Origin of the sequence: Croceicoccus pelagius (assembly GCF_001661915.1) — a bacterium.
Classification (GTDB): domain Bacteria; phylum Pseudomonadota; class Alphaproteobacteria; order Sphingomonadales; family Sphingomonadaceae; genus Croceicoccus; species Croceicoccus pelagius.
Map to the genome: position 1 here is coordinate 560333 of NZ_LYWY01000039.1, position 26392 is coordinate 586724.

At 60.2% G+C, this 26392-nt stretch carries 24 protein-coding genes, 1 tRNA gene and 2 pseudogenes; 15 read left to right on the top strand and 12 right to left on the bottom strand.

Annotated features, from left to right (window positions below; translation table 11 throughout):
• Positions 1 to 29: 29 nt before the first annotated feature.
• From A9D15_RS14115 to A9D15_RS14140, 6 genes are all read left to right on the top strand, one after another.
• Positions 30 to 830, top strand: coding sequence for a hypothetical protein (locus tag A9D15_RS14115; RefSeq protein WP_066766009.1), 801 nt, complete (start codon positions 30 to 32; stop codon positions 828 to 830).
• A 78-nt stretch (positions 831 to 908) separates the two neighbouring features.
• The gene (locus tag A9D15_RS14120; RefSeq protein WP_229660242.1) at positions 909 to 2303 is read left to right on the top strand and encodes an ethanolamine ammonia-lyase subunit EutB; all 1395 of its coding nucleotides are present in this window, start codon (positions 909 to 911) and stop codon (positions 2301 to 2303) included.
• Entirely contained in the window at positions 2296 to 3027 is a 732-nt protein-coding gene (gene eutC, locus A9D15_RS14125) for an ethanolamine ammonia-lyase subunit EutC (protein ID WP_066766012.1), read from the top strand. The genes A9D15_RS14120 and eutC overlap by 8 nt, the downstream gene beginning before the upstream one ends.
• 54 nt (positions 3028 to 3081) lie before the next feature.
• Entirely contained in the window at positions 3082 to 4386 is a 1305-nt protein-coding gene (locus A9D15_RS14130; RefSeq protein WP_082924480.1) for an MgtC/SapB family protein, read from the top strand.
• Between the two features lie 45 nt (positions 4387 to 4431).
• Positions 4432 to 5397: an oxygen-dependent tRNA uridine(34) hydroxylase TrhO gene (gene trhO / locus A9D15_RS14135; protein WP_066766016.1), complete on the top strand. Its 966-nt coding sequence runs from the start codon at positions 4432 to 4434 to the stop codon at positions 5395 to 5397.
• On the top strand, positions 5390 to 6025 hold the full coding sequence (locus tag A9D15_RS14140) for a glutathione S-transferase (protein ID WP_066766019.1): 636 nt from the start codon (positions 5390 to 5392) through the stop codon (positions 6023 to 6025). The genes trhO and A9D15_RS14140 overlap by 8 nt, the downstream gene beginning before the upstream one ends.
• Here A9D15_RS14140 and A9D15_RS14145 read toward each other — a convergent pair.
• From A9D15_RS14145 to A9D15_RS14160, 4 genes are read right to left on the bottom strand one after another with little or no spacing between them, the layout of a single operon-like run.
• Positions 6010 to 7668: a hypothetical protein gene (locus A9D15_RS14145; protein ID WP_156521795.1), complete on the bottom strand. Its 1659-nt coding sequence runs from the start codon at positions 7666 to 7668 to the stop codon at positions 6010 to 6012. The genes A9D15_RS14140 and A9D15_RS14145 overlap by 16 nt on opposite strands.
• A 23-nt stretch (positions 7669 to 7691) precedes the next feature.
• Positions 7692 to 8930, bottom strand: a complete 1239-nt coding sequence (gene kynU, locus A9D15_RS14150) for a kynureninase (protein WP_066766025.1) — start codon at positions 8928 to 8930, stop codon at positions 7692 to 7694.
• A gap of 2 nt (positions 8931 to 8932) precedes the next feature.
• Positions 8933 to 9850: an alpha/beta hydrolase family protein gene (locus tag A9D15_RS14155; RefSeq protein ID WP_082924481.1), complete on the bottom strand. Its 918-nt coding sequence runs from the start codon at positions 9848 to 9850 to the stop codon at positions 8933 to 8935.
• Positions 9847 to 12321, bottom strand: coding sequence for a mechanosensitive ion channel family protein (locus tag A9D15_RS14160; protein WP_066766029.1), 2475 nt, complete (start codon positions 12319 to 12321; stop codon positions 9847 to 9849). The genes A9D15_RS14155 and A9D15_RS14160 overlap by 4 nt, the downstream gene beginning before the upstream one ends.
• A gap of 169 nt (positions 12322 to 12490) precedes the next feature.
• Here A9D15_RS14160 and A9D15_RS17005 point away from each other — a divergent pair, with 169 nt between their 5' ends.
• Positions 12491 to 13171 (top strand): hypothetical protein, encoded by a 681-nt coding sequence (locus tag A9D15_RS17005; protein ID WP_229660241.1) that lies wholly within the window; start codon positions 12491 to 12493, stop codon positions 13169 to 13171.
• On the opposite strand, the gene A9D15_RS14170 is transcribed toward A9D15_RS17005, so the two are convergent.
• The 5 genes from A9D15_RS14170 to A9D15_RS14185 all read right to left on the bottom strand — a co-directional run bounded on the left by A9D15_RS14170 (position 13168) and on the right by A9D15_RS14185 (position 16137).
• Positions 13168 to 13479 (bottom strand): hypothetical protein, encoded by a 312-nt coding sequence (locus tag A9D15_RS14170; RefSeq protein WP_066766031.1) that lies wholly within the window; start codon positions 13477 to 13479, stop codon positions 13168 to 13170. The genes A9D15_RS17005 and A9D15_RS14170 overlap by 4 nt on opposite strands.
• Positions 13480 to 13594: 115 nt before the next feature.
• The gene (locus A9D15_RS14175; RefSeq protein WP_229660240.1) at positions 13595 to 14023 is read right to left on the bottom strand and encodes a DUF302 domain-containing protein; all 429 of its coding nucleotides are present in this window, start codon (positions 14021 to 14023) and stop codon (positions 13595 to 13597) included.
• A gap of 58 nt (positions 14024 to 14081) precedes the next feature.
• On the bottom strand, positions 14082 to 14894 hold the full coding sequence (locus A9D15_RS17010; protein WP_268237063.1) for an OmpP1/FadL family transporter: 813 nt from the start codon (positions 14892 to 14894) through the stop codon (positions 14082 to 14084).
• A gap of 45 nt (positions 14895 to 14939) precedes the next feature.
• Positions 14940 to 15356, bottom strand: coding sequence for a porin family protein (locus A9D15_RS17015; protein ID WP_229660238.1), 417 nt, complete (start codon positions 15354 to 15356; stop codon positions 14940 to 14942).
• Positions 15357 to 15939: 583 nt separating this feature from the next.
• On the bottom strand, positions 15940 to 16137 hold the full coding sequence (locus A9D15_RS14185) for a hypothetical protein (RefSeq protein ID WP_066766033.1): 198 nt from the start codon (positions 16135 to 16137) through the stop codon (positions 15940 to 15942).
• A 177-nt stretch (positions 16138 to 16314) separates the two neighbouring features.
• On the opposite strand from A9D15_RS14185, the gene tnpA reads away from it, so the two are divergent.
• Genes tnpA through tnpC form a run of 3 tightly spaced genes read left to right on the top strand, consistent with a single transcriptional unit; the run spans position 16315 to position 18678 of the window.
• Positions 16315 to 16770: an IS66-like element accessory protein TnpA gene (tnpA, locus tag A9D15_RS14190; protein ID WP_066561309.1), complete on the top strand. Its 456-nt coding sequence runs from the start codon at positions 16315 to 16317 to the stop codon at positions 16768 to 16770.
• Positions 16771 to 16796: 26 nt separating this feature from the next.
• On the top strand, positions 16797 to 17123 hold the full coding sequence (gene tnpB, locus A9D15_RS14195; protein WP_216634396.1) for an IS66 family insertion sequence element accessory protein TnpB: 327 nt from the start codon (positions 16797 to 16799) through the stop codon (positions 17121 to 17123).
• A 31-nt stretch (positions 17124 to 17154) separates the two neighbouring features.
• Positions 17155 to 18678, top strand: coding sequence for an IS66 family transposase (tnpC, locus tag A9D15_RS14200; RefSeq protein WP_066766037.1), 1524 nt, complete (start codon positions 17155 to 17157; stop codon positions 18676 to 18678).
• Here tnpC and A9D15_RS14205 read toward each other — a convergent pair.
• Positions 18627 to 19721 (bottom strand): hypothetical protein, encoded by a 1095-nt coding sequence (locus A9D15_RS14205; protein ID WP_156521796.1) that lies wholly within the window; start codon positions 19719 to 19721, stop codon positions 18627 to 18629. The genes tnpC and A9D15_RS14205 overlap by 52 nt on opposite strands.
• Before the next feature lie 1261 nt (positions 19722 to 20982).
• On the opposite strand from A9D15_RS14205, the gene A9D15_RS14210 reads away from it, so the two are divergent.
• Positions 20983 to 21234: a hypothetical protein gene (locus A9D15_RS14210; RefSeq protein WP_066766040.1), complete on the top strand. Its 252-nt coding sequence runs from the start codon at positions 20983 to 20985 to the stop codon at positions 21232 to 21234.
• 92 nt (positions 21235 to 21326) lie between these two features.
• Here A9D15_RS14210 and A9D15_RS14215 read toward each other — a convergent pair whose 3' ends face one another.
• A complete protein-coding gene (locus A9D15_RS14215; RefSeq protein WP_066766187.1) occupies positions 21327 to 22364 on the bottom strand; it encodes an integrase in 1038 nt (345 codons plus the stop codon).
• A gap of 110 nt (positions 22365 to 22474) precedes the next feature.
• Positions 22475 to 22551, bottom strand: a tRNA-Pro gene (locus A9D15_RS14220).
• A gap of 223 nt (positions 22552 to 22774) precedes the next feature.
• On the opposite strand from A9D15_RS14220, the pseudogene thyA reads away from it, so the two are divergent.
• The 4 genes and pseudogenes from thyA to A9D15_RS16315 form a co-directional block, all read left to right on the top strand.
• Positions 22775 to 23404: pseudogene (thyA, locus tag A9D15_RS14225) on the top strand (thymidylate synthase); the annotation flags it as partial.
• 179 nt (positions 23405 to 23583) lie between these two features.
• The gene (locus A9D15_RS16310) at positions 23584 to 24480 is read left to right on the top strand and encodes a thymidylate synthase (protein WP_082924483.1); all 897 of its coding nucleotides are present in this window, start codon (positions 23584 to 23586) and stop codon (positions 24478 to 24480) included.
• Between the two features lie 8 nt (positions 24481 to 24488).
• Positions 24489 to 25655 (top strand): hypothetical protein, encoded by a 1167-nt coding sequence (locus A9D15_RS14235; RefSeq protein ID WP_066766043.1) that lies wholly within the window; start codon positions 24489 to 24491, stop codon positions 25653 to 25655.
• A pseudogene (locus A9D15_RS16315) lies at positions 25627 to 26392 on the top strand (IS5 family transposase); the annotation flags it as partial. The gene A9D15_RS14235 and the pseudogene A9D15_RS16315, both read left to right, overlap by 29 nt.

Consider the following 26392-nt stretch of genomic DNA (forward strand, 5'->3'; position numbering starts at 1 on the left):
ACCGGCGCGATTACAGGAACGAGTACCGCATGAATTACCGCATCATCCTTGCCCTTGGCGCATTCGTCCCCGCAGCCGCCATCGCGCAGGATCAGCCCGCCGAAACGCGCGACAAGACCTCCGCCGTAATCAGCGTCGGCGTCGATTACGAAGAGGGCAGCTACGGCACCGATCAGGATATCCGGTCGTGGTCCGTTCCTGCGACCGTCAAGGTCCAGCATGACCGCCTGACCTTCGCCGCAAGCGTGCCGTGGCGCTGGATAGAGGCGGAAGGCAAGGGCACGATCGTCACCCCCGACGGGCCGCTTGGCCTGCCGCTGTTCCCCAGCGAAACGCAGGTCGATCAACGCATCGTGCGCGAAGGTCTGGGCGACGTGACGCTGGCCGCGGCCTATGCCCTGCCGGTCAAGGTCGTGAACCTGTCGGTCAGTGGCACCGTGAAACTGCCGACGGCTGACGAAGGGTTGGGAACGGGCGAGACAGACTATGCGGTGGGTGCGGATATCTCCAAGACCATCGGCGCGGGCATCACGCCGTTCGCGGGCCTGACCTACACGATGCCGGGAAGCTCCGAAGGCTACGAACGCAAAGACGGGGTTGCCGTGAATGCCGGTGTTGCCGCGCAGATCGGCAAGCGCGCCACGGGCTTTGTCGCCTATCAGGATTCGGCCAGCACCAGCGACGGCCTGCCCGACGGCCAGCGCGTGGCGACTGGCGTGAATGTCGGGCTGGGCGGCGGGGTGTCGCTTGGCGCCTACGGCTCCGCGGGGCTGAGCGCGGGTGCGCCCGATCTGGCGACCGGACTTCGGCTGGGCTTCCTGATCCCGTAAGACGGCAGTGCTTCTTTGTGCGAACGGGTCAAATGCCTTATGCATCAGCCTGTTCGATCCTGCGCGAAGGAAGCCGTTTTGGCAGCATATAGCGTCTCCATCGGGTCCATCCGCCACCGGTTTGCGGACCTGAAGACGTTGCTCGCCGCCGCGAGCCCGCCGCGTTCCGGAGACGAACTGGCTGGGATCACGGCACGCTCTGCCGAAGAGCGCGTGGCGGCGCGCATCGTCCTTGCCGACCTTCCGCTGACTACGTTCCTAGAAGACCTCGTGATCCCGTACGAGGACGACGAGATCACCCGCCTGATCGTCGATGACCGCGACGCCGGTGCTTTTGGCTCGGTTGCTGCGATGACGGTCGGCGAATTACGCGAATGGCTGCTCGACGATGCGACTACCGGCGAGATGATTGCCGCCCTCGCACGCGGGCTGATGCCGGAAATGGCGGCAGCGGTCTCCAAGCTCATGCGCAATCAGGACCTTGTCCTTGCCGCCCGCAAGATTCGCGTCGTGACGGCATTTCGCAACACGCTTGGCCTGCCGGGACGCTTCTCGACCCGGCTTCAGCCCAATCACCCGCGCGACGACGCGCTGGGCATCGCCGCCTCGACGGTCGACGGCATTCTCATGGGGGCGGGCGACGCGGTAATCGGCATCAATCCGGTCAGCGAGAATGTCGGCACGACCGGTGACCTGCTGCGTCTGCTCGATGATATTCGCGAAGGGCTGTCCATCCCGACGCAGACCTGCGTTCTTGCCCATGCGACCACGACGCTGGACTTGGTGCGCCGCGGCGCACCGGTCGACCTCTGTTTCCAATCCATTGCAGGGACGGAAGGCACCAATCGCGGTTTCGGTATCGACCTTGCCCTGCTGCGAGAGGCGCAGGACGCGACTATGTCGCTGACGCGCGGGACGGTGGGACAGGACTGCATGTATTTCGAAACCGGGCAGGGTTCGTGCCTGTCCGCCGACTCGCATCACGGGGTGGACCAACAGACGCTGGAGGCTCGCGCCTATGGCGTGGCGCGTCATTTCAGGCCGCTTCTGGTCAATTCGGTCGTCGGTTTCATCGGGCCCGAATACCTCTACGACGGCAAGCAAATCACACGCGCCGCGCTGGAGGATCACTTTTGCGGCAAGCTGCTTGGCCTGCCGATGGGGCTGGACATCTGCTACACCAACCACGCCGAGGCGGATGGCGACGACATGGACGCCGCGCTGACGATGACGGCGCTGGCGGGCGTAAACTTCATCATGGGCGTGCCGGGCGCGGACGACGTGATGCTCGGCTATCAATCGACCTCGTTTCACGACGCGCTTTACGTGCGAGAGACGCTCAGCCTCGCGCCCGCGCCCGAGTTCGAACAATGGCTGACCGAACAGGGCCTTTGGCGCGACGGAAAGTCGGTCGAACCCGAAGGGCTGACCTTGCCCGACCGGATGCTGGCACTGGCGAACGGCCATGGCTGAACGCGATCTGGCGAAAGTCCTGTCGGATCTCACCCCTGCGCGCCTGCGTCTGGGGAGGGCGGGCGCAGCGCTGCCGACCGGAGCCGCGCTGGCATTTCAGCTCGACCATGCGCGGGCGCGGGATGCGGTGAACACGGCGCTCAAGCCCGACGGACTGGCAGACGCGCTGGGCCGTGACGTGATCGTCGTGCGCAGCCAGGCGGCGGATCGGAAGGAATACCTGCGCCGCCCCGATCTCGGGCGCAGGCTTCGCGAAGGCGACGAAGCCATGCTCCCGACCGACGGCTGCGATCTTGCCATCGTCATTGCCGATGGCCTGTCCGCTGCTGCCGTGCATGGCCATGCCGCCTCGCTGGCGCTGGCTATTATCGAGCGGCTGGGTGATTGGCGGATCGGTCCGGTCGTCGCTGCGCATCAGGCGCGCGTCGCGATCGGCGACTCCATCGGCGAGGGAATGAAGGCCGACCTCGTCTGCGTACTCATAGGTGAACGACCCGGGCTCAGCTCCCCCGACAGTCTCGGCGCCTATCTCACATGGCAGCCGCGCTCCGGCCGCAAGGACAGCGAGCGCAATTGCGTCTCCAACATCCGACCGCCACATGGCCTATCATACGACGATGCAGCCGATACCATCGTCCGCCTGCTGAAAGCGGCGCAGGTGCGGCAGATGACCGGTGTTGCGCTGAAGGACGGGGAAGGCCTGATCGGAGGCAGTGAACAATAGGCCTGCCGACCTTGCTCGCGCCTGCGAACGGGCGCAGTCAGGTCATGGATTGCCTTGCTGATTGGGAAAGCGTTGTCGGTTCAGTACCCCTACCTTGATGCCGAACTCGCCCTGCCGCTCCTTTCTGCGCTTGCCGCCGGCCTGCTGATCGGGATCGAGCGCGGCTGGCACCAGCGCGAACAGGCCAGCGGATCGCGTGTCGCAGGCATTCGCACTTTCACCCTGATCGGCGGGATGGGCGCTCTCGTCTCGCTTGTCGCGGTGCATGTCTCGCAGGCGGTGGCGGCGGTCCTGCTCGCCGCACTACTCGTCGTTCTCGTCACCCTGTTCCTGCGGGCCATCATCGGCAGCGGCAGCCGCGATGCGACGACGATGGTCGCCTCTCTTGTCGCGCTGGGCCTGGGGCTGCTTGGGGGAGCGGGCTATCCTGCCTTCGCGATTGCCGGGGCGGCGGTGACAAGCTTCATCCTCGCCGTACGCCGCCAGAGCCATGCTTTCGTGAAGCACCTGACGCGCGACGAAATGCAGGCCATCGCCCGCTATGCCGTCCTGTCGGTGGCGATCCTGCCGTTCCTGCCCGATGCGCAATATGGCCCTTACGATGCCTGGAATCCGTTCAAGCTCTGGCTTGTCGTCCTGCTCATTACCGGGTTTTCCATTGCAGGCTACGTCGCCAATCGCCTTGTCGGGGATCGGCGCGGGACGATCGTGACGGCCATGATCGGCGGCGCTTATTCGTCGACGGCCGTGACCGCCTCGCTTGCCGAGCGCTTGAGGGAAGGTGGCGGTGGGCCGTTTTCGACCGGCATCGCGCTGGCCAGTTCGATCATGTACCTGCGCGTCATCGCGTTGACGGCGATATTGGCGCCGGTAATCACCGTGCCGATCACTCTGTTGCTGGGCGCGCCGACACTGATGGCGTTCGTCGCAACCGCGATCGCATGGCGCTTTGAGACCGGACAGGAAGCTCCCGACGCGCCGAAAGTCACCCGAAAGCCATTTGCATTGCTGCCTGCCTTCGTCTTCCTCGCTGCAGTTGCGGGAGCATCGTTGCTGGTGAACTGGGCCCAGGCCGAGTTCGGGGAAGCGGGCGGGGGTCTGTCGCTCTTCATCGCGGGCAGTTTCGATGTCGACGCAGCCATCGTCGCCTTTTCCGCCCTGCCCGAGGGTGCGGTCGCGCCGCGCATCGCGGCTTTGGCGCTGGCCGGAACGGTGGGAGTGAACATGGCGTTCAAGACCGGCATCGTGCTTGCCAATGCCCGCTGGCGTTCGGGCAGGACGGCGGCGCTGGCGCTGATGTCGAGCCTCACCCTGCTCATTGCCATCGTGCTTTGGGAATTCATCGCGCTGATCGCATGACGCATCGGGGCTGACTGGCGGCGGGCTTGGCGCTATGGGCCGCGCATGACCAATCCGATTTCCGATTGCGGCGAAGTCCTCGTCGCCGCGCTGTACCGTTTCACGGCGCTGGATGACTTTGCCGACTTGCGCGAACCGCTTCAGGTGCTGTGCGACGATCAGGGCGTTCGCGGTACGCTGCTGCTCGCCCGCGAAGGCGTGAACGGCACGATCGCGGGCCCGCCCGCAGGGATCGAGGCTGTGCTCGAACACATCCGCGCCTTTCCCGATTGTGCCGATCTCGACGTGAAGTTCTCTTCTGCATCCTCGATGCCCTTCAACCGCATGAAAGTGCGCCTGAAGCGCGAGATCGTGACGATGGGCGAGGAAGGGATCGACCCGCGCCGCAGCGTCGGCACTTACGTCGATCCGCAGGACTGGAACGACCTTATTTCCGATCCCGACACGATCGTGATCGACACCCGCAACGATTATGAAGTCGCGGTCGGAACCTTCCAGCGCGCCATCGATCCGAAAACTGCCAGCTTCCGCGATTTTCCCGGATGGTTCCGGGAGGAGCGGGAGCGCCTTTTGGGCGAAGGGCGGCAGCCTAAAGTCGCAATGTTCTGCACAGGCGGCATCCGATGCGAGAAATCGACCGCATTCCTCAAGCAGGAAGGTGTCGAGGATGTCTTCCATCTCAAGGGCGGCATTCTCAAATATCTCGAAACCGTGCCCGAGGACGAGAGCCTGTGGGAAGGCGAATGCTTCGTCTTCGACAACCGCGTCACGGTTCGTCACGGTCTTGTCGAGGGCAGTTATGGCCTTTGCCACGCATGTCGCAATCCGATCAGTGAGGAGGACCGCGCTTCCGAACTCTACGAGGAAGGCGTGAGTTGCCCGCATTGCCATTCAGAGCGGACCGAGGAGCAGCGCGCCTCGTACCGCGAGCGGAACAGGCAGCAGCGCCTTGCGGCCGAGCGAGGTGAGCAGCACGTCGGCGCCAAGCTGCTCAGGCGCAACGATGACTGAACAGCGCCTGCCAATCCTCTATAGCTTCCGCCGCTGCCCTTACGCGATGCGTGCGCGGCTGGCCCTGTCGATCAGTGGCATGACCTGCGAATTGCGCGAAGTGAAGCTGGCGGCCAAGCCGGAAGCGATGCTGGACGCCTCTCCCAAGGGGACGGTTCCGGTTCTGGTCCAATGGGACGGGAAAGTCGCGGACGAGAGCATAGAGATCATGCGGCTCGCACTTTCGCGCAACGATCCGGAAGGCTGGCTGAAGCGTGACGACGCTGATCTGATCGCGAGGAACGACGGCGAATTCAAGCATCACCTCGACCGCTACAAATATCCCGAACGGCACGCGTCGGACGCCGAGGAGCACCGCGGAGCTGCTCTCGCATTCCTGTCCGATCTCGATCGCCGGATCGCCGAGACGGGACAGCTTTGCGGCGACCGGCGCGGTATCGCCGACATGGCGATCATGCCTTTCGTCCGCCAGTTCGCCGCCGTCGACCGCGAATGGTTCGATGCGGCAGGGCTGTCGCACCTTGCCGGATGGCTTGATGCGCACTTGGCCTCCGATCTGTTCAAGGGCGTGATGGCAAAGCACAGGCCTTGGGCCGAAGGCGATGCGGTGATCTACTCCGCGGGTTGAGCATTTTCGTCGCGGAGGTTCAGGCAGCATATCCGACCATAGCTGACAGACTTGGCGCGAATATCTGCTGGGAGCAGGTGGCAACCTACTACGATCCCGCTCGAATTACGGGATCGGAGATAGGCTATCGGATCGTCGATGCTATTGTCTCTCGTTCCCAATACGGCAATTTCATGTTCGGGCATACGGCTCTCCATGAACATGAAGTAGGTCACGTCATCGACCAGTAATCTGCGCTGATACTTCGGTCTGCCGATTCCGCATAATTCGGCTGTCGCTTCGATCTCGGATCGAAGGGTGTGAAAGCCGAATGGTGCGACCGAGAACCGTTGACTTGCGATATCGCCGGAGCGTCCGAAAGATTGTGCAAGCGAAGGGCCGTAGATGATCCATGCCGAAAGCGCACAGGCGATGCCGGTCATCGCGCAGATGCGGGACAGGAAAGAAAGCGCTTTTTCGAGAAATCTGCCGCCATCATGTACGAACGCCGACAACAGCCCAAGCATAATCGAAGGCAGTACGAAAACCGCTTCGTATGGATTAACGATCAGGAGGGGCGCGGTCCAGGCTAGGCCTGCTCCCACCAGCATGATTGCCAGAACAGTCCGCCCGTTGATCAATGTGCCTCGAACGCTGCTCCAGAGCGTCGGAACCACGAATGTTCCCCCCAAGCCGAGAATTGCGGCCCACACGATTAACTGGACAAGCCCTTGAGACAGAACCACTGCGTAATCGACTTGGCCGGGTAACAGCCAGAGCGATGTCGGCGTGATTTCCGGGGAAGTACGCAAGACTAAACGGGTCAGCCCGATGTTACCGAGCATACTCTGCACGGTCTCAAGAAATCGGCCATCCATCAATCCGGTAAATCCGAGATTGTTTTTGGCGAATAGCGCAGCCGAAACCGGGTCGTCAGGACATTTCAGACGCTCGGTCCAATACCGGAACGACACTGCTCCGGCATAGCAAACCGCCGCTACTGCGATTGCACGCGGCAGTATTGTCCGTTTTCCTTTGGCAGCAAGGATGATGCAAGCGACGAAAACGGGAGTAAGGACGATTGCCTTCAGGTGGTAGCTGAAGGCCACCACTGCGAGCGCGAGGATCGTCGCCGACGCGAGCCATGCGCATAGCTGTTTTCGGTCAGCCGACCGAGTTGCGACCGCCTGTGTCAGGAGTGCGGCGGTCAGGCATAAAAGGATTGGTTGTTCCGGCCGGCTCCAGATCAGCAGCAGCGGCATTACCCCCATCGTCATCAGCCCGAAGCCGACCAGTTGCAGGGTGATCTGGCGATCCCGATCAGAGGTCAGTGTCTTGGTCAGGGCGAACAGCAACCCGGTCCAGACCAAAGCATAGAAAACCCCTGACAACCTGACATAGAACGGGTCTGGGAAAGCCGTATTCCAGAACGCGGAATAATACCTGACAGGCCACATGAACCAGGGCGGGACCGCAAGCGTATTAGGCCCGCAGATATCGCTGTAGAGCTTGTCGACGCCGTCAAGTGCTGCGCGTTCCTGCAACCGCCATCCGATCTCGTCGGTATAGACCGGCAGCATCATGCCGCCGAGCAGCGATGCGACGAAAACGATCAGCAGGGCGTTTCGCAGGCCTTGGGCCGTGATCATTGTCGCCAGACGCATGCTTGTCCCCACCCCTTTGCCGATCAGGTTACGCGCTGTTTTTGGCTAAACCGCGCGTCATCCCACACACCGCTATCCATGATGTCGGCAAGTATCTGCACGGCCTCCCATACGTCCCGATACCGCGTGTAGAGCGGCGTAAATCCCATGCGGAGCAGGTCGGGCGTGCGGAAGTCGCCGATCACCCCGCGCGAGATCAGGGCCTGGCATATCGCGTAGGCTTCAGGGTGTGCGAAGGAGATATGGCTTCCGCGTTCATCCGGGTTTTTCGGCGAAGCCAGTGCGAACCCGTGACGCTGCGACAGACCCTGCATCAGGTCGATGTAGAGATCGCAAAGGGCCTGCCCTTTGGCGAACAGGGCGCCGATATCGACGCTTTCGAATTGCGCCAGCCCGCTTTCCAGAGCGGCCATGGCAAGAATTGGCGGCGTGCCGCACAGGAAACGGTCTATCCCCGGTGCGGGTTCGTATCCTTGCCAGAACGCGAACGGCTGCGCATGTCCCATCCAGCCGGGCAAGGGCGATGACAGGCGCTCTTGCAGTTCCTTGCCGACGTAGAGAAAAGCGGGTGCTCCCGGTCCGCCGTTGAGATACTTGTAGCCGCAACCGACGGCCAGGTCCGCGCCGCTCGCGGCAAGATCGACATCAATCGCGCCCGCGCTATGGCTGAGATCCCAGAGGACCAGCGCGCCCTTGTCTTTCGCAGCCCTGTTTACGGCTGCCATGTCCAGCTTGTGACCGGATCGATAGTCGACGTGGGTGAGCAGGACGACTGCCGTATCTTCGCCGATGGCGTCGGCGATCTGAGTGCGCTCGACAGCTTTCACGCCCCTTCCACCTGCAAGGTCGACCACCGATTGAGCCATGTAGCGATCGGTGGGGAAGCCCGCGCGCTCGCAAAGGATCGTCGTACGCGATGGCGACAACGCGAACGCGCCATGCAGCAATTTGAACAGGTTCACCGATGTCGAATCGCAAGCGACTACCTCGTCGCCTTGCGCTCCGATCAGGCCCGCGATTTTCGCGCCGAGCCGCTGCGGCATGCCGATCCAGTCATGCCTGTTCCAACTGCGGATGAGATCGCGACCCCACTGCGACTCGACGACGTGCGCGACATGCGCGGGCGTTTGCCGCGGCAAGGCGCCTAGTGAGTTGCCGTCGAGATAAATCACGCCTTCCGGCAATTGGAAACGATCCCGCACAGGCGCGAGCGGGTCGTGGGCATCCATTTCGAAAATGTCGGCTATAGAGACTGCCGCCATTATCAGCGCCCGAGTTGCTCGACGGCGAGGTCGATAACCTTGTCGCCCGCTTTCGTGCCGGGTGTGATCAGCTCAAAATGTCCCTGGTCTGGAATTGAGACCACGCGCACAACGTCGCCGCCAACCTCGACTTTCGCGGCATAGCCTTGCGCGAAACGAGGCGGCGCGATCACGTCCTCGCCGCCGGACACCAGCACTTGCAGCGTGCCGAGCGGCAGGAGTTCCACGGGTGAGGTATCCGCGAAACGATCGTCTCTCGATGCGCCGACAAGAAGATCGATCGTATCGGCGCCGCATGCGCCAGAGGCTTCGACTCTCGCGTTTTCGAGATCGGGCAGACCGCCTATGCTGACGACCGCATTCAGGTCGAGCGGAGCATCGGTGTGAAGCGGGCTCGTCGCGCCTATCTTGTGCCGACCGGCCAGCCACAGCGCGAGATGGCCGCCTGCCGAGTGGCCGACCGCAACAACCCGCGAGGTATCGAGGCCGAACTCTCCACCGCGCATCTCGAGCAGGTCCGCCGCCGCCGCGACATCCGCGAAAGTGCCGGGATAGCCGCCACCATCCACGTCGACGCCGCGATATTCGATGTTCCACACCGCCACACCGCGTTTTACGAATGCTTCGGCCATGCGGTTCATGATATGGGCCTGCGCGATCCGCGTCTGCCAGCATCCGCCGTGGACCAGGAATACGACCGGGTGCGGCCCATTACCTTCGGGTAGCCAGAAGTCGACATGCTGTAGCGGATCGTCGCCATAGGGTATCGCGCGGGGTGAGGCGGGCTGCTCCAGCTTCTGGAAGTCGGCGTACGTCATCACTTCGGGCAGGGATTGGCACGACGAACCCAGAAGCGACATCATCAATCCTCCCGCGATCAGCAAGGCGCCGCGGCGCTTCCTGTCAGTGCTTTGCCTCATGCCGGTCCCGGCTTTGCGATCAGTTCGTCAGGTAGCGTGCGGACGTGCAGGTCGCGTTGCGGGAAGGGAATCTCGATTCCTTCGGCGGCAAAGCGGCTGGCGATGGCGAAATAGATTTCCGACGCGGTTGGCGCGCCGTCGGTCGCCTCGCGGACGAAGGCGAGGATCTTCATGTTGATCGAGGAATCCCCGAAACCCTCGATGGCAACGGCGGGCTCGGGCGTTTCCAGCACCTTTCCGTTGGACTGCGCGATCTCCAGCAGGATCGAGCGCGCGTTTTCGAGGTCTGTGCCATAGGCGACGCCGACCGGGACGACGATGCGCGTGGGCGCGGCGCTGAAGCTGCGGTTTTTCACGACTTCGGTGATGAGCTGCGAGTTCGGAATGATGATCTGGTGCCGGTCGAACGTTTCGACGTGGGTCGACCGGACCGCGATTTTGCGCACGATGCCCGAATGCTCACCAACTTCGATCCAGTCACCGACCTTGATCGGCCTTTCCACGAGCAGGAGGATGCCGCTGGTGAAATTTTCCACCACCGATTGAAGGCCGAAGCCGAGACCGATCGACAATGCACCGGCCACGAATGCGAGGCTGGAAAGATCGAGGCCCGTCGTCGCGATGGCGACCACGGCGGACAGTGTGATGCCGATGTAGCCGAAGAACGTAATGATGGCCGCTTCCGCGCCCGCGTCCATCCCGAATTCCGGCATGATCGAGACCTTGAGGAACCGCTGCAGCCAACGCGTCACGAAAAAACCGATGAAGAACACGATGAAGAAGGTGAATACGTCACCTGCGGAAATCCTGATTTCGCCGAAATTGACCCCGTTACGCAGGGCAAGAAGCGTGTCGCCGATCTCGTAGACGCTGTAGCCCCAGATTACCGCCAGAACCGGTATGACCAATAGTGTCGCGGCAATCCCGCTGAGCAGTGGCAGGAAGTGCAAAACCCGCCGATAGCGATGCAGGCGGCCAGTGGTCAGCGACGTTACGAACAGCGCGAAGGAACGGTGTACATAGATCGCAGTGCAGATCGTGCCGAGCGAGAGCAAAAGCGCTGCAAAGATATACCGCGCCAGCAGCGCGAAACCGATCAGCGCGGCAATGAAGGCCGCCAGTGCAAAGACCTTGATCGCCCGCGCCATGGGCGTTGCAAAATCGAGCGTTGCATCGGGTTGCGTATCGGTCGCGCTTTTCCCGACCCTGCTCTCCCAGAAACGGCGCGCCTCAAGGATCGAGTTTGCCAATTGCCACAGCAGCCACGCGCCCAGTGTCACCAGCATGGCGGACAATAGGCGCGAGAGGTCCGAGCCGAGGAGGTTGTATTCTTCAAGGTTCGCCACGACCAGTTCGGCGGCAAGCACATAGGCGATGCGCCGAACGATCAGGAGCGCGCGCCGCGCGCCTTCTTCGGGCAGCGTAATCAGTCGCAGTTCGGGGAAGGGCGACATCAATACGCCGCGCCCGAGCCAGTGACCTATTGCGATGATGATGCCTGCCAGGATGAAGCTTGCGGCAAGCTCGCCGATGCTCTCGGCCCCGATCAGGGGGATAAGAGCCGCGAGCAGCACGAGGGTCGCGAGAAAAAGGCTGATTCCGAGCACCAGCGCAAGGAGGCTGTCGAGCAAGATCGTGAGCACCAGCCGACGCGCAACGCCGCCCGCAGACAACAGGCGCTTTTCAACGAACCGCGTGATGAAGCGCCGCGCGAAGACTCCGAACAATGGCAGTCCGACAACGATCCCGAGCACGAGCAGCACGCCGAGCGTGACATAGCCTGCGCCATGCTCTGCCACGGCCTTGTTGGCCGCTGCAGCAGCCTTGGTTATGCCCGAGGTGACGTCCTTGGCGCTGCCGACCCAGAGGCGTGGGTCGATCGGGGACTGGCCGCCCTGGAACAGGCGGCGCTGCGTCAGGTCGCTGATTGTTTCGTCCAGTTCGCTGACGAGGACTGCCGCGGTTACCTGTGCATCGCGCAGGCGCAGGATTGGTTGCTGGATCGTGCCGAGCCGCTTGGTGAGTTCCTCGCGCCGCTCGGTCATGAAGCCCGGCTCGCTCGCACCTTCGGCAGGGGGCGGCCCCAGAGCATCGATGCGGGCTTGCAGGATGCGCGTGTCTAGCGACCCACGGGTTGCAAGCGCGTCGGCCAGATCGCGGTCGCGTGCAAGCCTGGCGCGGACCTGCGACAGCTTCGTGCGATTCTGGACCGAATAGTCCGAGGCGTTTTTCTTCAGGATCGCACGCGCCTCGTCGGCATTGGTCTTGAATTCGGCAAACAGGCTGTCGAGCTCGGCGTCGTGTTCCTGCTTCTCGATCTTTGTCGCCTCGACCTGGCTTTCGAGCTCGACTGCCTCTGCGACAAGCGGGACAAGTGCCGCGTGAGCGTGCAATGGCGCAAGCGCAAGCGCGAGCAGGAGCAGGGCAAGCCCGCGGGCCCAGTTTCCAATATGCCAGCTCGACGGTGTCATCGCTTACCCCTCTGATCCGCCATGTCTAATCCTTCTGCCAAGCCTAGCGCCTGTCACCGGCGATGGGGAGCCTGCGCGACATGCAATACCCCGAACAGTGTCCTTGCCTTTCATCAAACCGTAATGCGGGCGCAGTTGACTTCGGCCATGGAGAAGGGGAGCATGATGCGTGAAGTCCGTTTCGTATCGGCAGGCAGGCAAGCGTCGGCCTGTCATCCAGTGGGGGAATATCATCATGCGCAAGATTGCCGTCACCGCTCTGCTCGCCTTCACGCTTGCGGCCTGCGGATCCGAGCCTGCACCCGAAAGCGAAGAGACCGAGGATGCCGTTGCCGGTGAAATAGCCGCGATTCCCGAAAGCCTGTCGCCCTTCGGTGACGGTTATCCCGCATCCGGCGACGCCTGCCGCCGCCTTGGCGAAAGTGCGGCGACCTCAAACTATCTCGACGACAGCGCGATCCTGGTCGGTTGCCCTAACGAGGCTTCGGCAGAGGCGCTTGGCGGTGAGATCGTCGGCAATGTCGACGGGGTCCGGCTGGTCAGCATCGCGATGGGCGATGCCAATGTCGGTATGGGCGAGAACGGCCCGGCAGAGCCTGCCGCGCCCGCGCCCAAGACTGCTTTAAAGGACCCGATCCGCTCACCCGGTGGGTTGGAAACCAAGTGCCTTGCCCGCGTCAACGAGATGACCGGCGGCAACGTCATCGGCACGCGCCAAATCGAGGAGGCCGAGAGCGGCGTCATGATCTACGTGAATGTCGAAGGGGCACAGGCACCCTGGCAATGCTTCGGCGGCAGGGACGGCTCGCTGCAGGAAGCCTATTACGGTGGCAGCGAGGGCGCGCTTTAACGCTCGATCACCATCGAGATACGGTGTTGGAAGGGGTGATTCGGCGAGGCTCCGTGACGGACCTTGCTGAAGATCCCCCCACACATTCCGGCAAGCCGTGCCTCGACAATCGGGATGTCGTGACCGTCGCGCACGTCGATATGCGCGTGCAATGCACCGTCGAAATCGAGTGTCACGGCAGAGGCTTGCGGAAACTCTGACGAGAGTGTGTCGCGGATCTGGCCGAGCTGGTCCGAAACGCCCTTGGGCGACGGAGTTTTCGGAAAATGCTCGACCTGTCCGGTCGGCTGGTGTGCATGTTCGGTCACATTGGCCCCCACAGCTGTGAACGTGGGCAAAACCATATCAGATCAGGGCCATTTCTGCGAGCGAACTTCGCGCTCGCAGCATTCTTTGTGCCGTTCTGAAACCGGTGGTCCCAGGTCAAAGACCAGCAATCACTCGCTCCAGTTTTGCCCGCACTTCGCTGGCAGCTTTGAGAAGATCATCGTTTTCAATCGCCTGCATGGACGCGACCGGGTCAATCGCTGCGACTTCACTCCGCCCGTCGCCTGCGTCCTGTACAATGACGTTGCAGGGGAGCATCAGGCCGACTTTGTCCTCGACCTGAAGGGCTTCGTAGGCAAGCTTGGGATTACAGGCCCCCAGGATCGTATAAGGGCGGAAATCGGCGCCGATCTTTTCCTTGAGCGTCGACGCGATATCGATCTTTGTCAGTACGCCGAAGCCCTCCTTCTTCAGGGCCGCTTCGGTCAGGTCGATCGCCTCTTCCAGCGTGACGGGAAGAGTCTTGGCTATGTAATAACTCACGTCTGCCTCATCCTTTGTCCGATCGTCGTCTCTTCGACGCATGACCGGCGATCATGTTCCGTGAAAACCGCCCGGCGCAGTGACGCCGGGCGGTTATGGATTAGAGGGCGTAACCGAACGAGAGGCCAACCGCGGTTTCTGCAAGGTGCACGTCTGCTTCGCCGCCGCCGAAGTTCGTCGGTATCGAACCCGAACCGCGCACGGTCTGGGTCGGGGCGCGCATGACGTAGCCGGTCACTTCCGCATTGTCCGATACCGCTACCGTCGCGCCAAGCGTGTAGTGCCCGCGCACGACTCCGGGGGCGAAAATGTTGAGCAGGGTCTGTGATTGCGGTACCGGATTTTCCGATCGGCCATAGCCTGCGCGCAGGGTCAGGGCGGGGCTGGCCTTGTAGACCGCGCCGAACTTCCAGACATCGACATCGCGCCAGCCGAAGCCGGGGCCGCCGTCCGCGCCGAAAGGCACGCCCTGGAACAGCGGGGCAAGCGTGTTGCCGACCGACTGGACATCCGAATACTCGATCCGCTTGTAGTCCGCGCCCAGCGTCAGGCGGTCTCCGGCCTTGACCGATGCCCCGACGCCCCACGAAGCCGGAATGTCGAAATCTCCGCCCTCGGCAAAGAGGCCCGCATAATCGTCTAACTTACCCGACCAGACTTTCGACTGGTAGAACGCGCCGATCTTCACGTTGTCGCCGACCGAACCGAGATAGCCGACGCGCACGCCTGCGCCCGTCGTCCAGTCCGCGCCGTTGTTCGAAACGTGGGCCGGGTCCATCGAATAGGCCGCGAAGGGCTGCGCGCCGTGAAGTTCGAAGCTCTGGATCACGAAGAGCGGCGAGACGCCGAGCGAGTGACCTTGGGAAAATTCGACCGCGATGGTTGGCGATATCATGATCTGGCGCAAGTTCACGCCTGCCGGACCCGTCGCACCGAAGCTGGCGAAGGGGTTGGTCTTTTAATGCGTGTTCATGCCGCCGTTGCCATTCACCGCGATGCCGACGGATACAGTGTCGGACAACGGGCGGACATAGGCGCCTTCGGGCAGGACGAACGGGTTCGAGCCATTGCCCGAGTATTCTCCGTCGAGACCGGCCTGGTTGCCGGTGATCTGCGCGCCGCGATCGGGCACGAAAATTTCAACGCCCACGTCGAAGCGGTGTCCGACTTCGGTGGCGGCGGCAGGATTTACCGCGATGGCGAGCGAATCCTGCGGCATCGCGATCTCGACGCCACCGGCTCCCTTGGCCTTCGCGCCTGTGCCATTGAGGAAATATCCGTCAGTGGCCTGTGCAGTGCCCGGAACGAGCGCGGCTGAGGACAGGGCAAGGGCGAGCGAAAGGCGGCGGCTTAGGCCGGATGCGATATGCGACATGACGGAAGTATGCTTTCTGAATGCGATTAATTGCCGGAATGAGTGGGGGCCGGCTTCCATGCCGTCGCATTTAGGTCGCGCCTCGGTGTTGAAGCGAAATATCCTTGCCGCCTGTGAAGTCGTGCTTGTTGGCACGGCGCTGGCGGTAATGTGGGGATTGTGGCGCTTGGCCGAAATTGGTCGGGGAGAGAGGATTCGAACCTCCGGCCCCTGCCTCCCGAAGACAGTCACGAGCAGTTCCGTGAGGTCGCGTGAGGTCCAAAAGATGCTTAGAAAACCGTGCATTATGGCGCTGATGACAGGTGTATACGACCCTTGATGCTGATGCAATCACACGATGCATTGTGTTCGGATTGTGATCGCAGTGTTCCCTGTCTCATTGAAAAAGGGGTGTTGAGAACACCGACCCTGCCATCCGTTCTCGGTGGGGGTGATGAGGGTAGGGCAGACTACGATGCATTCGCTACCATGACGGTCGCAAACGTCGTGATCCTGCGAAAACGTTATTAGTATACCCTCCGCCTACCCCTAGTAGTGAAGGCCAGCCATGAGCAGGTAGAGGGGAGACATTCATAGCCCTCTATCACATCACCACAGGCTCTACCCCTACGATAGACTTGAAGCTGGCCTTGATTGTTTCCTTCCCTATCTCACCATGAGACTCAGGAAAGATGAGGCTGTCGTGGACTGGAAGTGATGGAATGTGATGGTCGAAGGCCAGCACCTCCATAGCCGTAAGCAGGGCCTCGCTTTCGAGATACTGAAGCCGTCCCCAGTCCATCAGTGCATTATCGTCAGGGTCCAGTATCGGTAGCTTCGCCAGAATTGCATCTCCTGCCGCTCTGATAGGAAACTCAGCGGATAGGTCGATGGTAAGCGCTGTCGCGGTCCCACCTTGCGCGGTTAATCTGAAGCGTCGAGTTTCCGCGCCCTGATCTTCAGGAGGGGCGTTGGTGCTATGACGATGTCATGTGACGATACTGGCACTAGCGGTGTTCAGCGGTTTGAGGTTTTCACCGGCGCGGGCAAGCGGCGGGATTGGCCGCCGGAAGTGAAGGCCTCGATTGTTGCGGAGAGCTATTCAGGGATGGAGACGGTGAGCGCGGTCGCGCGCCGTCATGGCCTGGTTCCTTCGCAACTCTTCACCTGGCGCCGCCAGCTGCGCGAGCAGATGGAGGAGCACGGCTTCATGGTTTCGGAGACCACGAAGCCGGAGCCGACCTTCGTTCCGGCAGTGATCGACGTGATGCCCGATCCCGATCCGGCACCGAAGAACAAGCCTGTGCGCCGACGGCGGCGCAGCAAGGCCAGTACGGTGGAACTGGAAGTGGACGGGATCACGGTGAAGATCGCTCGTGGAGCAGATGCGGGCACGATCTCGGCAGTTATCACTGCGCTGAGAGAGACGCGATGATCGGGCCTGGTGCTGGCGCGAAGGTGATGTTCGCAACGCGCCCGGTGGACTTTCGCAAGGGACCGGACTCGCTCGCGGCGCTGGTGGCCGCCGAGTATGGCGGCAAGCCCTATTCGGGCGTTATCTATGTGTTCCGCGCCAAGCGCGCGGACCGGATCAAGATGATCTGGTGGGACGGAACGGGCCTGTGCCTGATGGCCAAGAGGCTGGAGCAAGGTGCGTTCAAGTGGCCCCGGATTCAGGACGGCGTGATGCGGCTGACCGCCGCACAACTGGGCGCTTTGCTGGAGGGACTGGACTGGCGGCGTGTCCACGGCGGACGTCGCCCGAAGGCGCCGCAGATTGCCGCTTGACGGGATACCGCACCACTGATTCAGTGTCTCCATGCTGATCGAAGCGGACCTGCCCGAAGACGTCGAAGCGCTGCGAGCGCTCGTGCGCGAACAGGCCCGTGAGCTCGATACTCTCAAGACATTCCGCGATGAGGTCGAGCGCCTGCGCGCGATCATCGAAGCGATGCAGCGTCACCGGTTCGGTCGCCGTTCCGAGCAACTTGATCCCGACCAGTTCGAGCTTGCCCTTGAGGAAGTCGAAGCAGCCCTGGCCGTAGCCGAACACGCGCAGGAGCAGGCGAGCAAGCAGAAGGCCGAGCGCCCGCGCAAGACCAACCGTGGCTCGCTTCCGACGCATCTGGAACGGATCGAGCAGGTTGTCGATGTTGAGAGCCATGACTGCCCCTGCTGCGGCGGTGCTCTCCACCAGATTGGCGAAGATGTCTCCGAACGCCTCGACGTGGTTCCGGCAACCTTCCGCGTGCTGGTCACGCGTCGTCCCCGCTACGGTTGTCGCTCATGCGAGAGCGGCGTGGTCCAGGCTCCGGCACCAGCCCGTATTGTCGAAGGAGGCATCCCGACCGAAGCGTTGATCGCGCAGGTGCTGGTCTCCAAGTACGCCGATCACCTGCCGCTTTACCGGCAGGCGCAGATCTATGCCCGGCAAGGCGTTCAGCTTGACCGTTCGACGCTTGCCGACTGGGTTGGCCGGGCGGCCTGGTATTTGCGCCCCTTGCGCGATCATGCCCTCGAAGAACTGCGACGATCTGGGCGCTTGTTCGCCGACGAGACCACGGCACCGGTGCTCGATCCAGGACGAGGCAGAACCAAGATCGGTCAGCTATGGGCCTATGCCCGCGATGATCGACCCTGGGGCGGCAGCGATCCGCCGATGGTCGTCTACGTCTATGCCGCCGATCGGAAGGCCGAACGGCCCGAAGCACATCTCGAGGGTTTTGCAGGCATCCTGCAGGTCGATGGCTATGGCGGCTACGCTGCTCTTGCCCGCCGTCGCGGCGACGTGACCCTCGCGCTCTGCTGGGCGCATGTCCGACGCAAGTTCTACGAACTGGCAGACAGCTCGCCGGTCGCATCAGATGTGCTGCGCCGCATCGCCGAACTCTATGCAATCGAAGACGAGGTGCGGGGATTGTCGGCGCGGCAACGCCAGACCGTCCGCCATGCACGGAGCAGGCCCATCGTGGATGATCTCCACCAGTATCTCGACACCCGTGCCCGGCAGATCAGCACCAAGAGCAGGCTCGGTGAAGCGATCCGCTATGCGCTCACCCGGTGGGATGGCCTCCTCCGGTTCCTTGATGATGGCCGCATCGATCTCGACAACAACACCGTCGAGCGCTCCATCCGCCCGCTCGCCCTCAATCGCAAAAATGCGCTGTTCGCCGGTTCCGACGAAGGCGGCGACAACTGGGCGGTGATCGCCACGCTCATCGAAAACTGCAAACTGAACGGTATCGAGCCGAACGCCTGGCTGACAGCCACTCTCTCGAGCCTCGCCAACGGTCACCCGGCCAACCGCGTCGGCGAACTCATGCCCTGGGGCGACGTGGGCTGAAAACAGCGCTTACGGTTGATGCTATGCTTCTCGATGAAAGTCGCTTTCGTCGCCGTAGGCCAGCGGACATGGCGCTTGCCATGACCAAGGGTCATCGTCACCCACTGCTTCACGACATCGCGGGGGATGCCTTCGACTTCATACGGGTCTTCTTCCAGTATGGCTCCTGGGAGGTAGCCTTGGCCGACCAAGATGCTCAGGTGACTGGCACGGATATCAACCTCTATGGTCGTTTCTCCGTTGATAAGGATCGCTCTCCTGTCGCGCTTCTTCGCGGTCTGGAAGCTCTCGCTACCCAAGGCGGTTAACCGTCCACCAGCGTCCCATGCGAAGTCAGGCAGGTCCCCGTTGGCAAAGATACGCCGTAGGAAGACTGGCCTATGCGGCTCAACCGTCTGGTCCCACAGAAAGGAGTTCAACCTGTCCATGCGTTCTACCATCTTGGCAGCGTGGGGCGCAGAAGGATCGAAATGCATGGTCCGACCGTAAGCCGCCTCACGCCTGTCGGCCCGCTTCGCTGCCCTGAGAACTACCGACGCTTGCCTAGGCTTCTCGGTGCGCCTTTCGCGAATGAAATGCTCATTCCACGTTGACCATGTGATGCCTTGCTCAGCGAACCAGTCACGAAGCCAGTCTGTTGCCCTGTAGCGGGCACAACGACCCCATGTGGGCTGTTTTTTGCCTCCGGTAAACTCGCTCTGGGTGTATTGCCGAGTCCCAGCAACGAAGTCGATCATCAACCCCTTCATCGGCTCAATCACGGCGTTGAACGGGCGATAACCTACGATTTCACCGCTGAACGAATTGGCACTCATCGACCGATAGAGCCACCCGCCGTTCTCCGCTGGATCATGCTCCAATAGGTCCGCAATCAATGCGCCGAAAGCCTTCCGTCGAGCAGCGTTGGGATTGCGTGTCTCCTGATGAAGTAGCTTACGGATCAATACGTTGCAGAACTTCTTACACGTTTCGGAATGTGGTTGTGCGGCAAGCGTTGAGTAGCGAGCGTTCTGAAGCTCGGGAGCGGTGTATAGCTTGGTCATCGGTCGATTATGCTCATGCTCGCAGGGTACGAGGGTTCGTAGCTCGTGCGTTGGGCCTAATCGGCACGACAGCGGCATCGTGCTTTGAACACCTGACTGGGAAATGTCTGGGAGGGATGGGGCGGGACGGGAAGGCGCATGGGCCAAGCCTAATGCGATTCAGGAAACCTGTAGGATATCACCTTTCACGAGATGAACGGGTTGAGGGAGACCCTGGAGTCATTGGCATAGGACGGGTCTTCTCCCTTTTAGGGTCCCATCTCAGCCGACTCTGGATTCCTCCCCAAGCCTTGGCGAAGGAGTTTCAAAAATACCGTTAAAGGCTCTGGCTTGTTGTTGTTCTCGAAGGCTAGAGCAAGGGGGCCTCTCGCCGAACTGACGGCTATCGGTCAAGCGTCACGCGAAGCCGGATGACTGCAATTGGGGTGGAAAGCGGACACCACCCATCAGAAGGAATATGCACAAGCAGATTTCTTGAGCGGAGGGACTCACGGGCGGGAGTCGAACCCGCCAAGACGAAACATTGCTGTTTCGCCCACGCCGACCGTGTCAGAGCCGAACTTAGTTTAACTGCTCGTCGCTAAGACCGCAATTGGGGTCGCTAGCAGAAATTCCGCTCTTGATCAGCGACCTAGCGAAGCCGCCGGTCGGCTCTCAGGATAAGAGATGCCTGGGCGGGATGACGGCAATGGGGTGGATTGCGGGCGCTATTCTACGTCACTGTATTCTTCGATCAGGCGTGTGGTTTGTTTATATACCGCCCCAGAAATATCGCCAGCGTAGCAATATACAGGGACGCCTCCCACCGATCCGGGATGTAGGGACAGACTGACGCATGCACGGTCTGGAAAATTCATCCAAACAATTAAACGCCCCTCCATCGCTCTCTGCGGACTAACGTTATTTTTTTGCGCCCAGCGTCTAATTGCGTCCTGCACTATAGGTCGGTCAGCATAAATGCTGCTCTTCCATGCCTCTGGATCGGTCTTCTTTATCGCTTCATGGCGTTTGCCCGTTTCATAGCCAAGAGCATAAGCTAGGATGCTACAAACCGAGGCGACTGCGATTAGGATTGCAATTTTGCGCATCACGACAAACTACCGCCTTGTCTAACGTCCGCAATCGGGTAGTTTGCTGACATTCCGCTTTTGGACCAAAAACGCAAATAGCTGCCAGTCCGCTTTTGGAAAACTCGCCAACCGGTCGGGATGACCGAAATGGGGTGGGAAGCAGTCATTCGATCTGCAATAGTTTGAGCGAAATGCAGGACACGAATCGAGATTGGATAGAACTGGTCAAAGCGACGCGCCAAAAGTTCGGTGTGTCGATCCAAGAAGCTCATGACCTGATTTTTGCCGACGATGAAATGCGTAGATTGGTCGCCTCAAGAATAAATCATAATGCGGAATGCCGCAAAATGGCGTTGCAGGACATCCGAGCATACGGTGAAGCATCTCGCTTCGTGCGCAGTGGTGACCGGATTAATTTTCGGAAAAGCGACGGACAGCGCTAGTCCGCAATCGGGTCGTTAGCGGAATGACCGCTTTTGACAACGGAGGCAACTGTTCCTCCAAGTCACCGCAGGGCCACTCCGCACCACGATGATTACCCGCCTGCCTCTTGTCCCTGCATCGGTTCAGGAGAAGGTGACCAGCTTCTTCCAGCCAGCTTCTGCGCCAGTCGATCTGCCCGAAGGTGCGCATAGCGGAACAGCATCCGAGGGTCCTTATGACCTGAGATTACCGATAATTCGGGGACAGACAGGCCCATCTCGCAGAAGCGTGACAGTGCCTCATGGCGAAGATCATGGAAGCGAAGGTCTTCAAGGCCCGAACGCTTCTGGACCCGCTTCCATGCCTGCTTGAAGGCGTTCAGAGTGATGGGGAATAGTTGATCGCCATTTCCACGCTCTAGGTCCGCCAAGAGGAAGAGAGCGCGATCAGTGAGAGGGATAGTGCGCGGCTGGCCTGTCTTCGTTTGCGGGATGAAGGCGACCCGTCGAGTTGCGTCGACGTTGCTCCAGGTTAGTTCAAGAACCTCGCGCCTCCGAAGGCCCGTCTCGATGGCAAGCTCGACGATAGGAGCGATGTAAGGGTTGCGACTTGAGGTAAGGGCGTTCCTCAGCGCCTCCACTTCGCCTTCTTCCAGCCGCCTGTCTCGCGCATCGTTGGCGATGGGCAGGCTGATGAGGCGAACGGGATTGCTGCGGAAGGGGTAGGCCCATTCCTTCGTCGCAATGTCGATAGCGTTGGCGAACAGATATAGCTCTCGCCTGACCGTTCCCGGTTTCACCTCTGCCAGCCGCCTGTCACGGTAAGAGGCGAAGTCTCCCGGCCTCAGGTTAATCAGTATCGTTGTCATGACAGGATCGTTCATCATCCGACCAAGCCTTAGGCGCTCTGTGTATGCACTTCGCTTGGTGGGCGTCACCATAGAGCGATACTGCTCCATAAGCTGACCGAGACTCGTGGCTTTAAGTTGGGCCTCACAGATCGGAAGCTGCCTCTTGTCGATGAGGGCTTCCTGTTCCCGTCCCCAAGCCAGCGCTTCAGCCTTGGTGGGAAAGGTCTTGTTGCGGGCAGCGTAGCCCTTGCGCCGGACCTGAACGGACCAGCCACCCTTGCGCTTGGTAATCGTCGCCATTTTTTGCTCCGTGTGATCGGATTGTGATCGGAGCGCCGAAAACGCGACAGATGAGCGACCGTTCTGCATCAAACGGTGCGCTAACATCTTGATTTTCCTGAGCGAATAGTTGGTCGGGGAGAGAGGATTCGAACCTCCGGCCCCTGCCTCCCGAAGACAGTGCTCTACCAGGCTGAGCTACTCCCCGACCGATCGGTCTGCTGCGGCGCTCTTGCGAGGCTGCGGCGAGGCAGGTGCGGGCCTATAAGCGGCGCATTTCGTTCTGGCAAGCGGGCAATCGGAAGTTTCTCGACGAATTGTTCGATCCCTTGAGAAAACATGTCCGCAAGTGTGGAAGCCGTACGCCGAAATCTGGAATAATCCGGCGAATGGGCCAAAGGTGATCGCGCGCGGCGGACAGGATGATGGCAATGCGACACCCCGAGTACCAGTACCTCGACCTGATGCAAAACGTGCTGGAGCACGGGGACGAGCGTATCGACCGTACGGGAGTGGGCACCCGGTCGCTATTCGGCGCGATGGCGCGGTTCGACCTTTCGGACGGGAGCGTGCCAATTCTCACCACCAAGCGGGTCTACTGGAAGACCGCGGTGAAGGAGATGCTCTGGTTCCTGACGGGGCAGACCAACATCCGGTCGCTTCTGCGCGACAACGTGCGGATCTGGTCCGACTGGCCCTTGGCGCATTACCGCAAGGAAACTGGCGACAATATCTCGCAGGAGGATTTCGAGGCGCGAATCGTTGCCGACGACGATTTCGCAGCGCGCTGGGGCGACCTTGGGCCCGTCTATGGCAAGCAGTGGCGCCGCTGGATGGGCAGCGACGGCAAGGAGCATGACCAGATCGAAACGCTGGTCGACATGCTTCGCAACAATCCGTCGAGCAGGCGCATGCTGTTCCACGGGTGGAACGTTGCGGAATTGGACCGCATGGCCCTGCCGCCGTGCCACATGGTCTATCAGTATCACGTGACTTCGGACGGGAAGCTCAATTCGCTGATGTTCCAGCGTTCGGCCGATCTTCTGTTGGGTGCGGTTTTTTTTTCCAGTGTACAATCTTCCGTTGGGTCCACAATCCATTGAGAATTACGCGTTATGTGAAACGAAAGGCAGGATAGTTCTATCTTGTGGGGGTGAGTGCCTGTCGGGGTGGCCCATGTTGCACATACTCGCGATACTGGTCATAAAATCCCGGAAAAATTTTTTGGAGTGACCAAAAATTGCGTCATCAAGAATATCAGTATTTGGAACTCCTGGAACGTGTGCTTCAAAGAGGCGATGAACGTGAGGATCGTACGGGTGTTGGCACAAAAGCTCTGTTCGGAGAGCTCCTTAGGTTTGATCTAAGGGACGGCGTTGTCCCGATCCTCACAACGAAGCGTGTCTATTGGAAGGTGGCTCTCAAAGAGATGCTCTGGTTCCTCACGGGTAGGACCAACATCCGCGAACTGCTCCAGCAAAACGTCCGCATATGGTCGGATTGGCCACTTGCGCGATTTCGAAATGAGACAGGGCAGAAGATTTCGCAAGAAGACTTCGAGGCCAAGATTCTCGAAGATGAACTTTTTGCTGAACAGTGGGGTGATCTAGGGCCAGTTTACGGAAAGCAATGGCGTAGATGGCTCGATGCGCAGGGGAAAGAGCACGATCAAATTGCAACGCTTGTCGAAACTTTAAAGAGTGATCCGGCTAGCAGAAGAATGCTCTTCCACGGTTGGAATGTCGGAGAATTAGGTAAGATGGCTCTGCCGCCATGTCACATGGTATATCAATACCATGTGACCTCCCGCGGTGAGTTAAATTGCCTTCTCTTACAGCGCAGTTGTGATTTATTTTTGGGGGGACCTTTTAACTATTTTTCGGCAGCAGCTTTACTTATTATGCTTTCTCAACAAGCTAATTTGACGCCTGGCGAACTTATTTGGGTTGGTGGTGACGTTCATATTTACTCGAATCATGTCGAGCAGGTTCGGCAGCAGATATCTCGAGAACCTCGTCCGTTCCCCACAATGCGCCTGCTGCGAAATCCTGCGTGCATCGACGATTACAAGATCGATGATTTCGAAGTGGTCGGTTACAATCCTCATCCGTCAATACATGCCGAAGTGGCCGTTTAGCTGCTCTCATGAAGCAGGGTCATCTTCTCGACGACCTGTGCGGCGAAGTCGCGATGCCAACCACCCCGACCGGCTTTGCTGGGGTAGATGGTAGAACCGGGCAGGCAGTAGATCGGATCAATCTCGCTTTAATCGAAATGCTCCGGAAGGACTCAGCAAACGATGCGGCCAAATTGAATGATAAGGGAGGAGTTAGCAGGGAACACTATGCTAGTCGTCTCAATATTCACTACACTTACCTCGTCAAGTGTTGCGCCGCCACACTTTCCAATTGGGACGCCTACTTTGAAGCCCGACGAGGAGAGCTTAAGCCAATAGCACGCGCATTTGTGGACGCAGTCAAAGCTGACCTAGTTTCCGGCAAAAGCTTGGCGATAGTTGGTAACAATATTCGTATTAGCACTTACGCAGAGCGATTGGGCTTTTCACGTGGCGCGATCGTCAAGTCGCTCGGGCCTAATCTCTATCGCCTAAAAGCGGAACTCGCCGACCTAGGTGTGTTTTGTGCACAACCGGTCAATACGAGGCGAACGAGGACTGCAGAGCGTAACAAGAAAGCGGCCATTGACGCGCAATTCTGTGAAAAGCAGGCTGCGGCCCTCCAAATTCTACTAATTGAGGACGACACGGGCGCGGCACTACACCTTACTGATCGATTTCAGGTCGATCAAACGCACTATGCTGCTGCGCTTGACATCAAGAAACTATGCCCACGCGCGTTGGAGGTCATTAAACAGTGGAATCAGTCACTTAAGAAACGGCACGAAGGGTTAAGTCCAGTCGGTAAAAAGTTCCTGACAGCAATAGAAGTTGACAGGGCTTCAGCGGATGGCGTTGCCGCTTCGGAGCAGCGTAATATCGACCTGCACTATTATGCCAAAAAGTTAGGGGTTTCAGTTGGAGGGATAAGATACTCGCTTGGTGAGAAACTTTTTACTATCAGCAATTCATTAAGGGGTGAGGGCGCTCTTCGCACTGACCTGGAAAAACGACTTTTAGCGATTATTGATGCGGAATTAGCTGAAGGTAAAAAACCAGTCATCGGGAGAGGCGGTAAGCTAGGCCCTGTTGACAAACTGGATTCACAATCGCTGCGAGATGTGATTCAAGATAGCTTTTGCGGAGGTTATCTTGGCGCGGTTGCTGATGGAGGATGCCGAGTGGGCATTCTTTGAACCCTTTTTGATAGCGATCCGGGGGCAAGGCGGTCGCCCGGCCTCCAACCACCGCCTTGTTCTCGATGGTATTTTCTGGATTGCTCGAACCGGTGCTGCCTGGCGTGATCTGCCTGAAGAGTTCGGCAAGTGGTCGAGCGTGTATCGCCAGTTCCGGCGCTGGACCCTGGCCGGACTTTGGGAACTGGTGCTCGATGCCCTCAACGATAGCGGCGCAGCGCCAGACAGCGTCCAGATGATCGACAGCACCGTGATCCGCGCGCACCACTTGGCAGCGGGCGCAAAAGGGGGACTCAAAGACAGGGTTTTGGCCGTTCAAAAGGTGGCTTCACGTCCAAGATCCATCTCATTACCAACGCTCACGGCCTCCCTGTCCGGGCGGAAGTAACGGGAGGTGAAGTATCTGACTTCAAAGGCTTCGATGCTCTGGTCGACGATGACCTGCCGACGGCTCGCGTGTTCCTGGCTGACCGGGGTTATGACAGCGATCATATCCGGGCAACGATCACCGAGCGTGGCGGAACACCAGTGATCCCGGCCAAGGCCAATCGCAAAGAGCCGATCCCGCACGACACCGTCACCTACGCCTTGCGGAACCGTATTGAGCGGTGCTTCGCCAAGCTCAAATGCTCGCGCCGCCTCGCAACCCGATACGACAAAACCTCAGCAAGCTATCTCGGCTTCATACATATCGCCGCCGCCCGCCTCTGGACCAATCAGTTTGTCAACAGGGCCTA

What these genes read in the sequence shown, in the direction of transcription:
- tnpC (WP_066766037.1), top strand. Translation starts at nt 17,155, where the DNA reads ATGCTGATCGAAGCGGACCTGCCCGAAGACGTCGAAGCGCTGCGAGCG.
- A9D15_RS14115 (WP_066766009.1), top strand. Translation starts at nt 30, where the DNA reads ATGAATTACCGCATCATCCTTGCCCTTGGCGCATTCGTCCCCGCAGCC.
- A9D15_RS14210 (WP_066766040.1), top strand. Translation starts at nt 20,983, where the DNA reads ATGCAGGACACGAATCGAGATTGGATAGAACTGGTCAAAGCGACGCGC.
- trhO (WP_066766016.1), top strand. Translation starts at nt 4,432, where the DNA reads ATGACCAATCCGATTTCCGATTGCGGCGAAGTCCTCGTCGCCGCGCTG.
- A9D15_RS14140 (WP_066766019.1), top strand. Translation starts at nt 5,390, where the DNA reads ATGACTGAACAGCGCCTGCCAATCCTCTATAGCTTCCGCCGCTGCCCT.
- A9D15_RS14235 (WP_066766043.1), top strand. Translation starts at nt 24,489, where the DNA reads ATGAAGCAGGGTCATCTTCTCGACGACCTGTGCGGCGAAGTCGCGATG.
- A9D15_RS17015 (WP_229660238.1), bottom strand. Translation starts at nt 15,356, where the DNA reads ATGTCGCATATCGCATCCGGCCTAAGCCGCCGCCTTTCGCTCGCCCTT.
- A9D15_RS14155 (WP_082924481.1), bottom strand. Translation starts at nt 9,850, where the DNA reads ATGAGGCAAAGCACTGACAGGAAGCGCCGCGGCGCCTTGCTGATCGCG.
- A9D15_RS14145 (WP_156521795.1), bottom strand. Translation starts at nt 7,668, where the DNA reads ATGCGTCTGGCGACAATGATCACGGCCCAAGGCCTGCGAAACGCCCTG.
- A9D15_RS14185 (WP_066766033.1), bottom strand. Translation starts at nt 16,137, where the DNA reads ATGGACTGGGGACGGCTTCAGTATCTCGAAAGCGAGGCCCTGCTTACG.
- tnpB (WP_216634396.1), top strand. Translation starts at nt 16,797, where the DNA reads ATGTTCGCAACGCGCCCGGTGGACTTTCGCAAGGGACCGGACTCGCTC.
- tnpA (WP_066561309.1), top strand. Translation starts at nt 16,315, where the DNA reads ATGACGATGTCATGTGACGATACTGGCACTAGCGGTGTTCAGCGGTTT.
- A9D15_RS14215 (WP_066766187.1), bottom strand. Translation starts at nt 22,364, where the DNA reads ATGGCGACGATTACCAAGCGCAAGGGTGGCTGGTCCGTTCAGGTCCGG.
- A9D15_RS14160 (WP_066766029.1), bottom strand. Translation starts at nt 12,321, where the DNA reads ATGACACCGTCGAGCTGGCATATTGGAAACTGGGCCCGCGGGCTTGCC.
- kynU (WP_066766025.1), bottom strand. Translation starts at nt 8,930, where the DNA reads ATGGCGGCAGTCTCTATAGCCGACATTTTCGAAATGGATGCCCACGAC.
- A9D15_RS14205 (WP_156521796.1), bottom strand. Translation starts at nt 19,721, where the DNA reads ATGACCAAGCTATACACCGCTCCCGAGCTTCAGAACGCTCGCTACTCA.
- eutC (WP_066766012.1), top strand. Translation starts at nt 2,296, where the DNA reads ATGGCTGAACGCGATCTGGCGAAAGTCCTGTCGGATCTCACCCCTGCG.
- A9D15_RS14175 (WP_229660240.1), bottom strand. Translation starts at nt 14,023, where the DNA reads ATGCGTCGAAGAGACGACGATCGGACAAAGGATGAGGCAGACGTGAGT.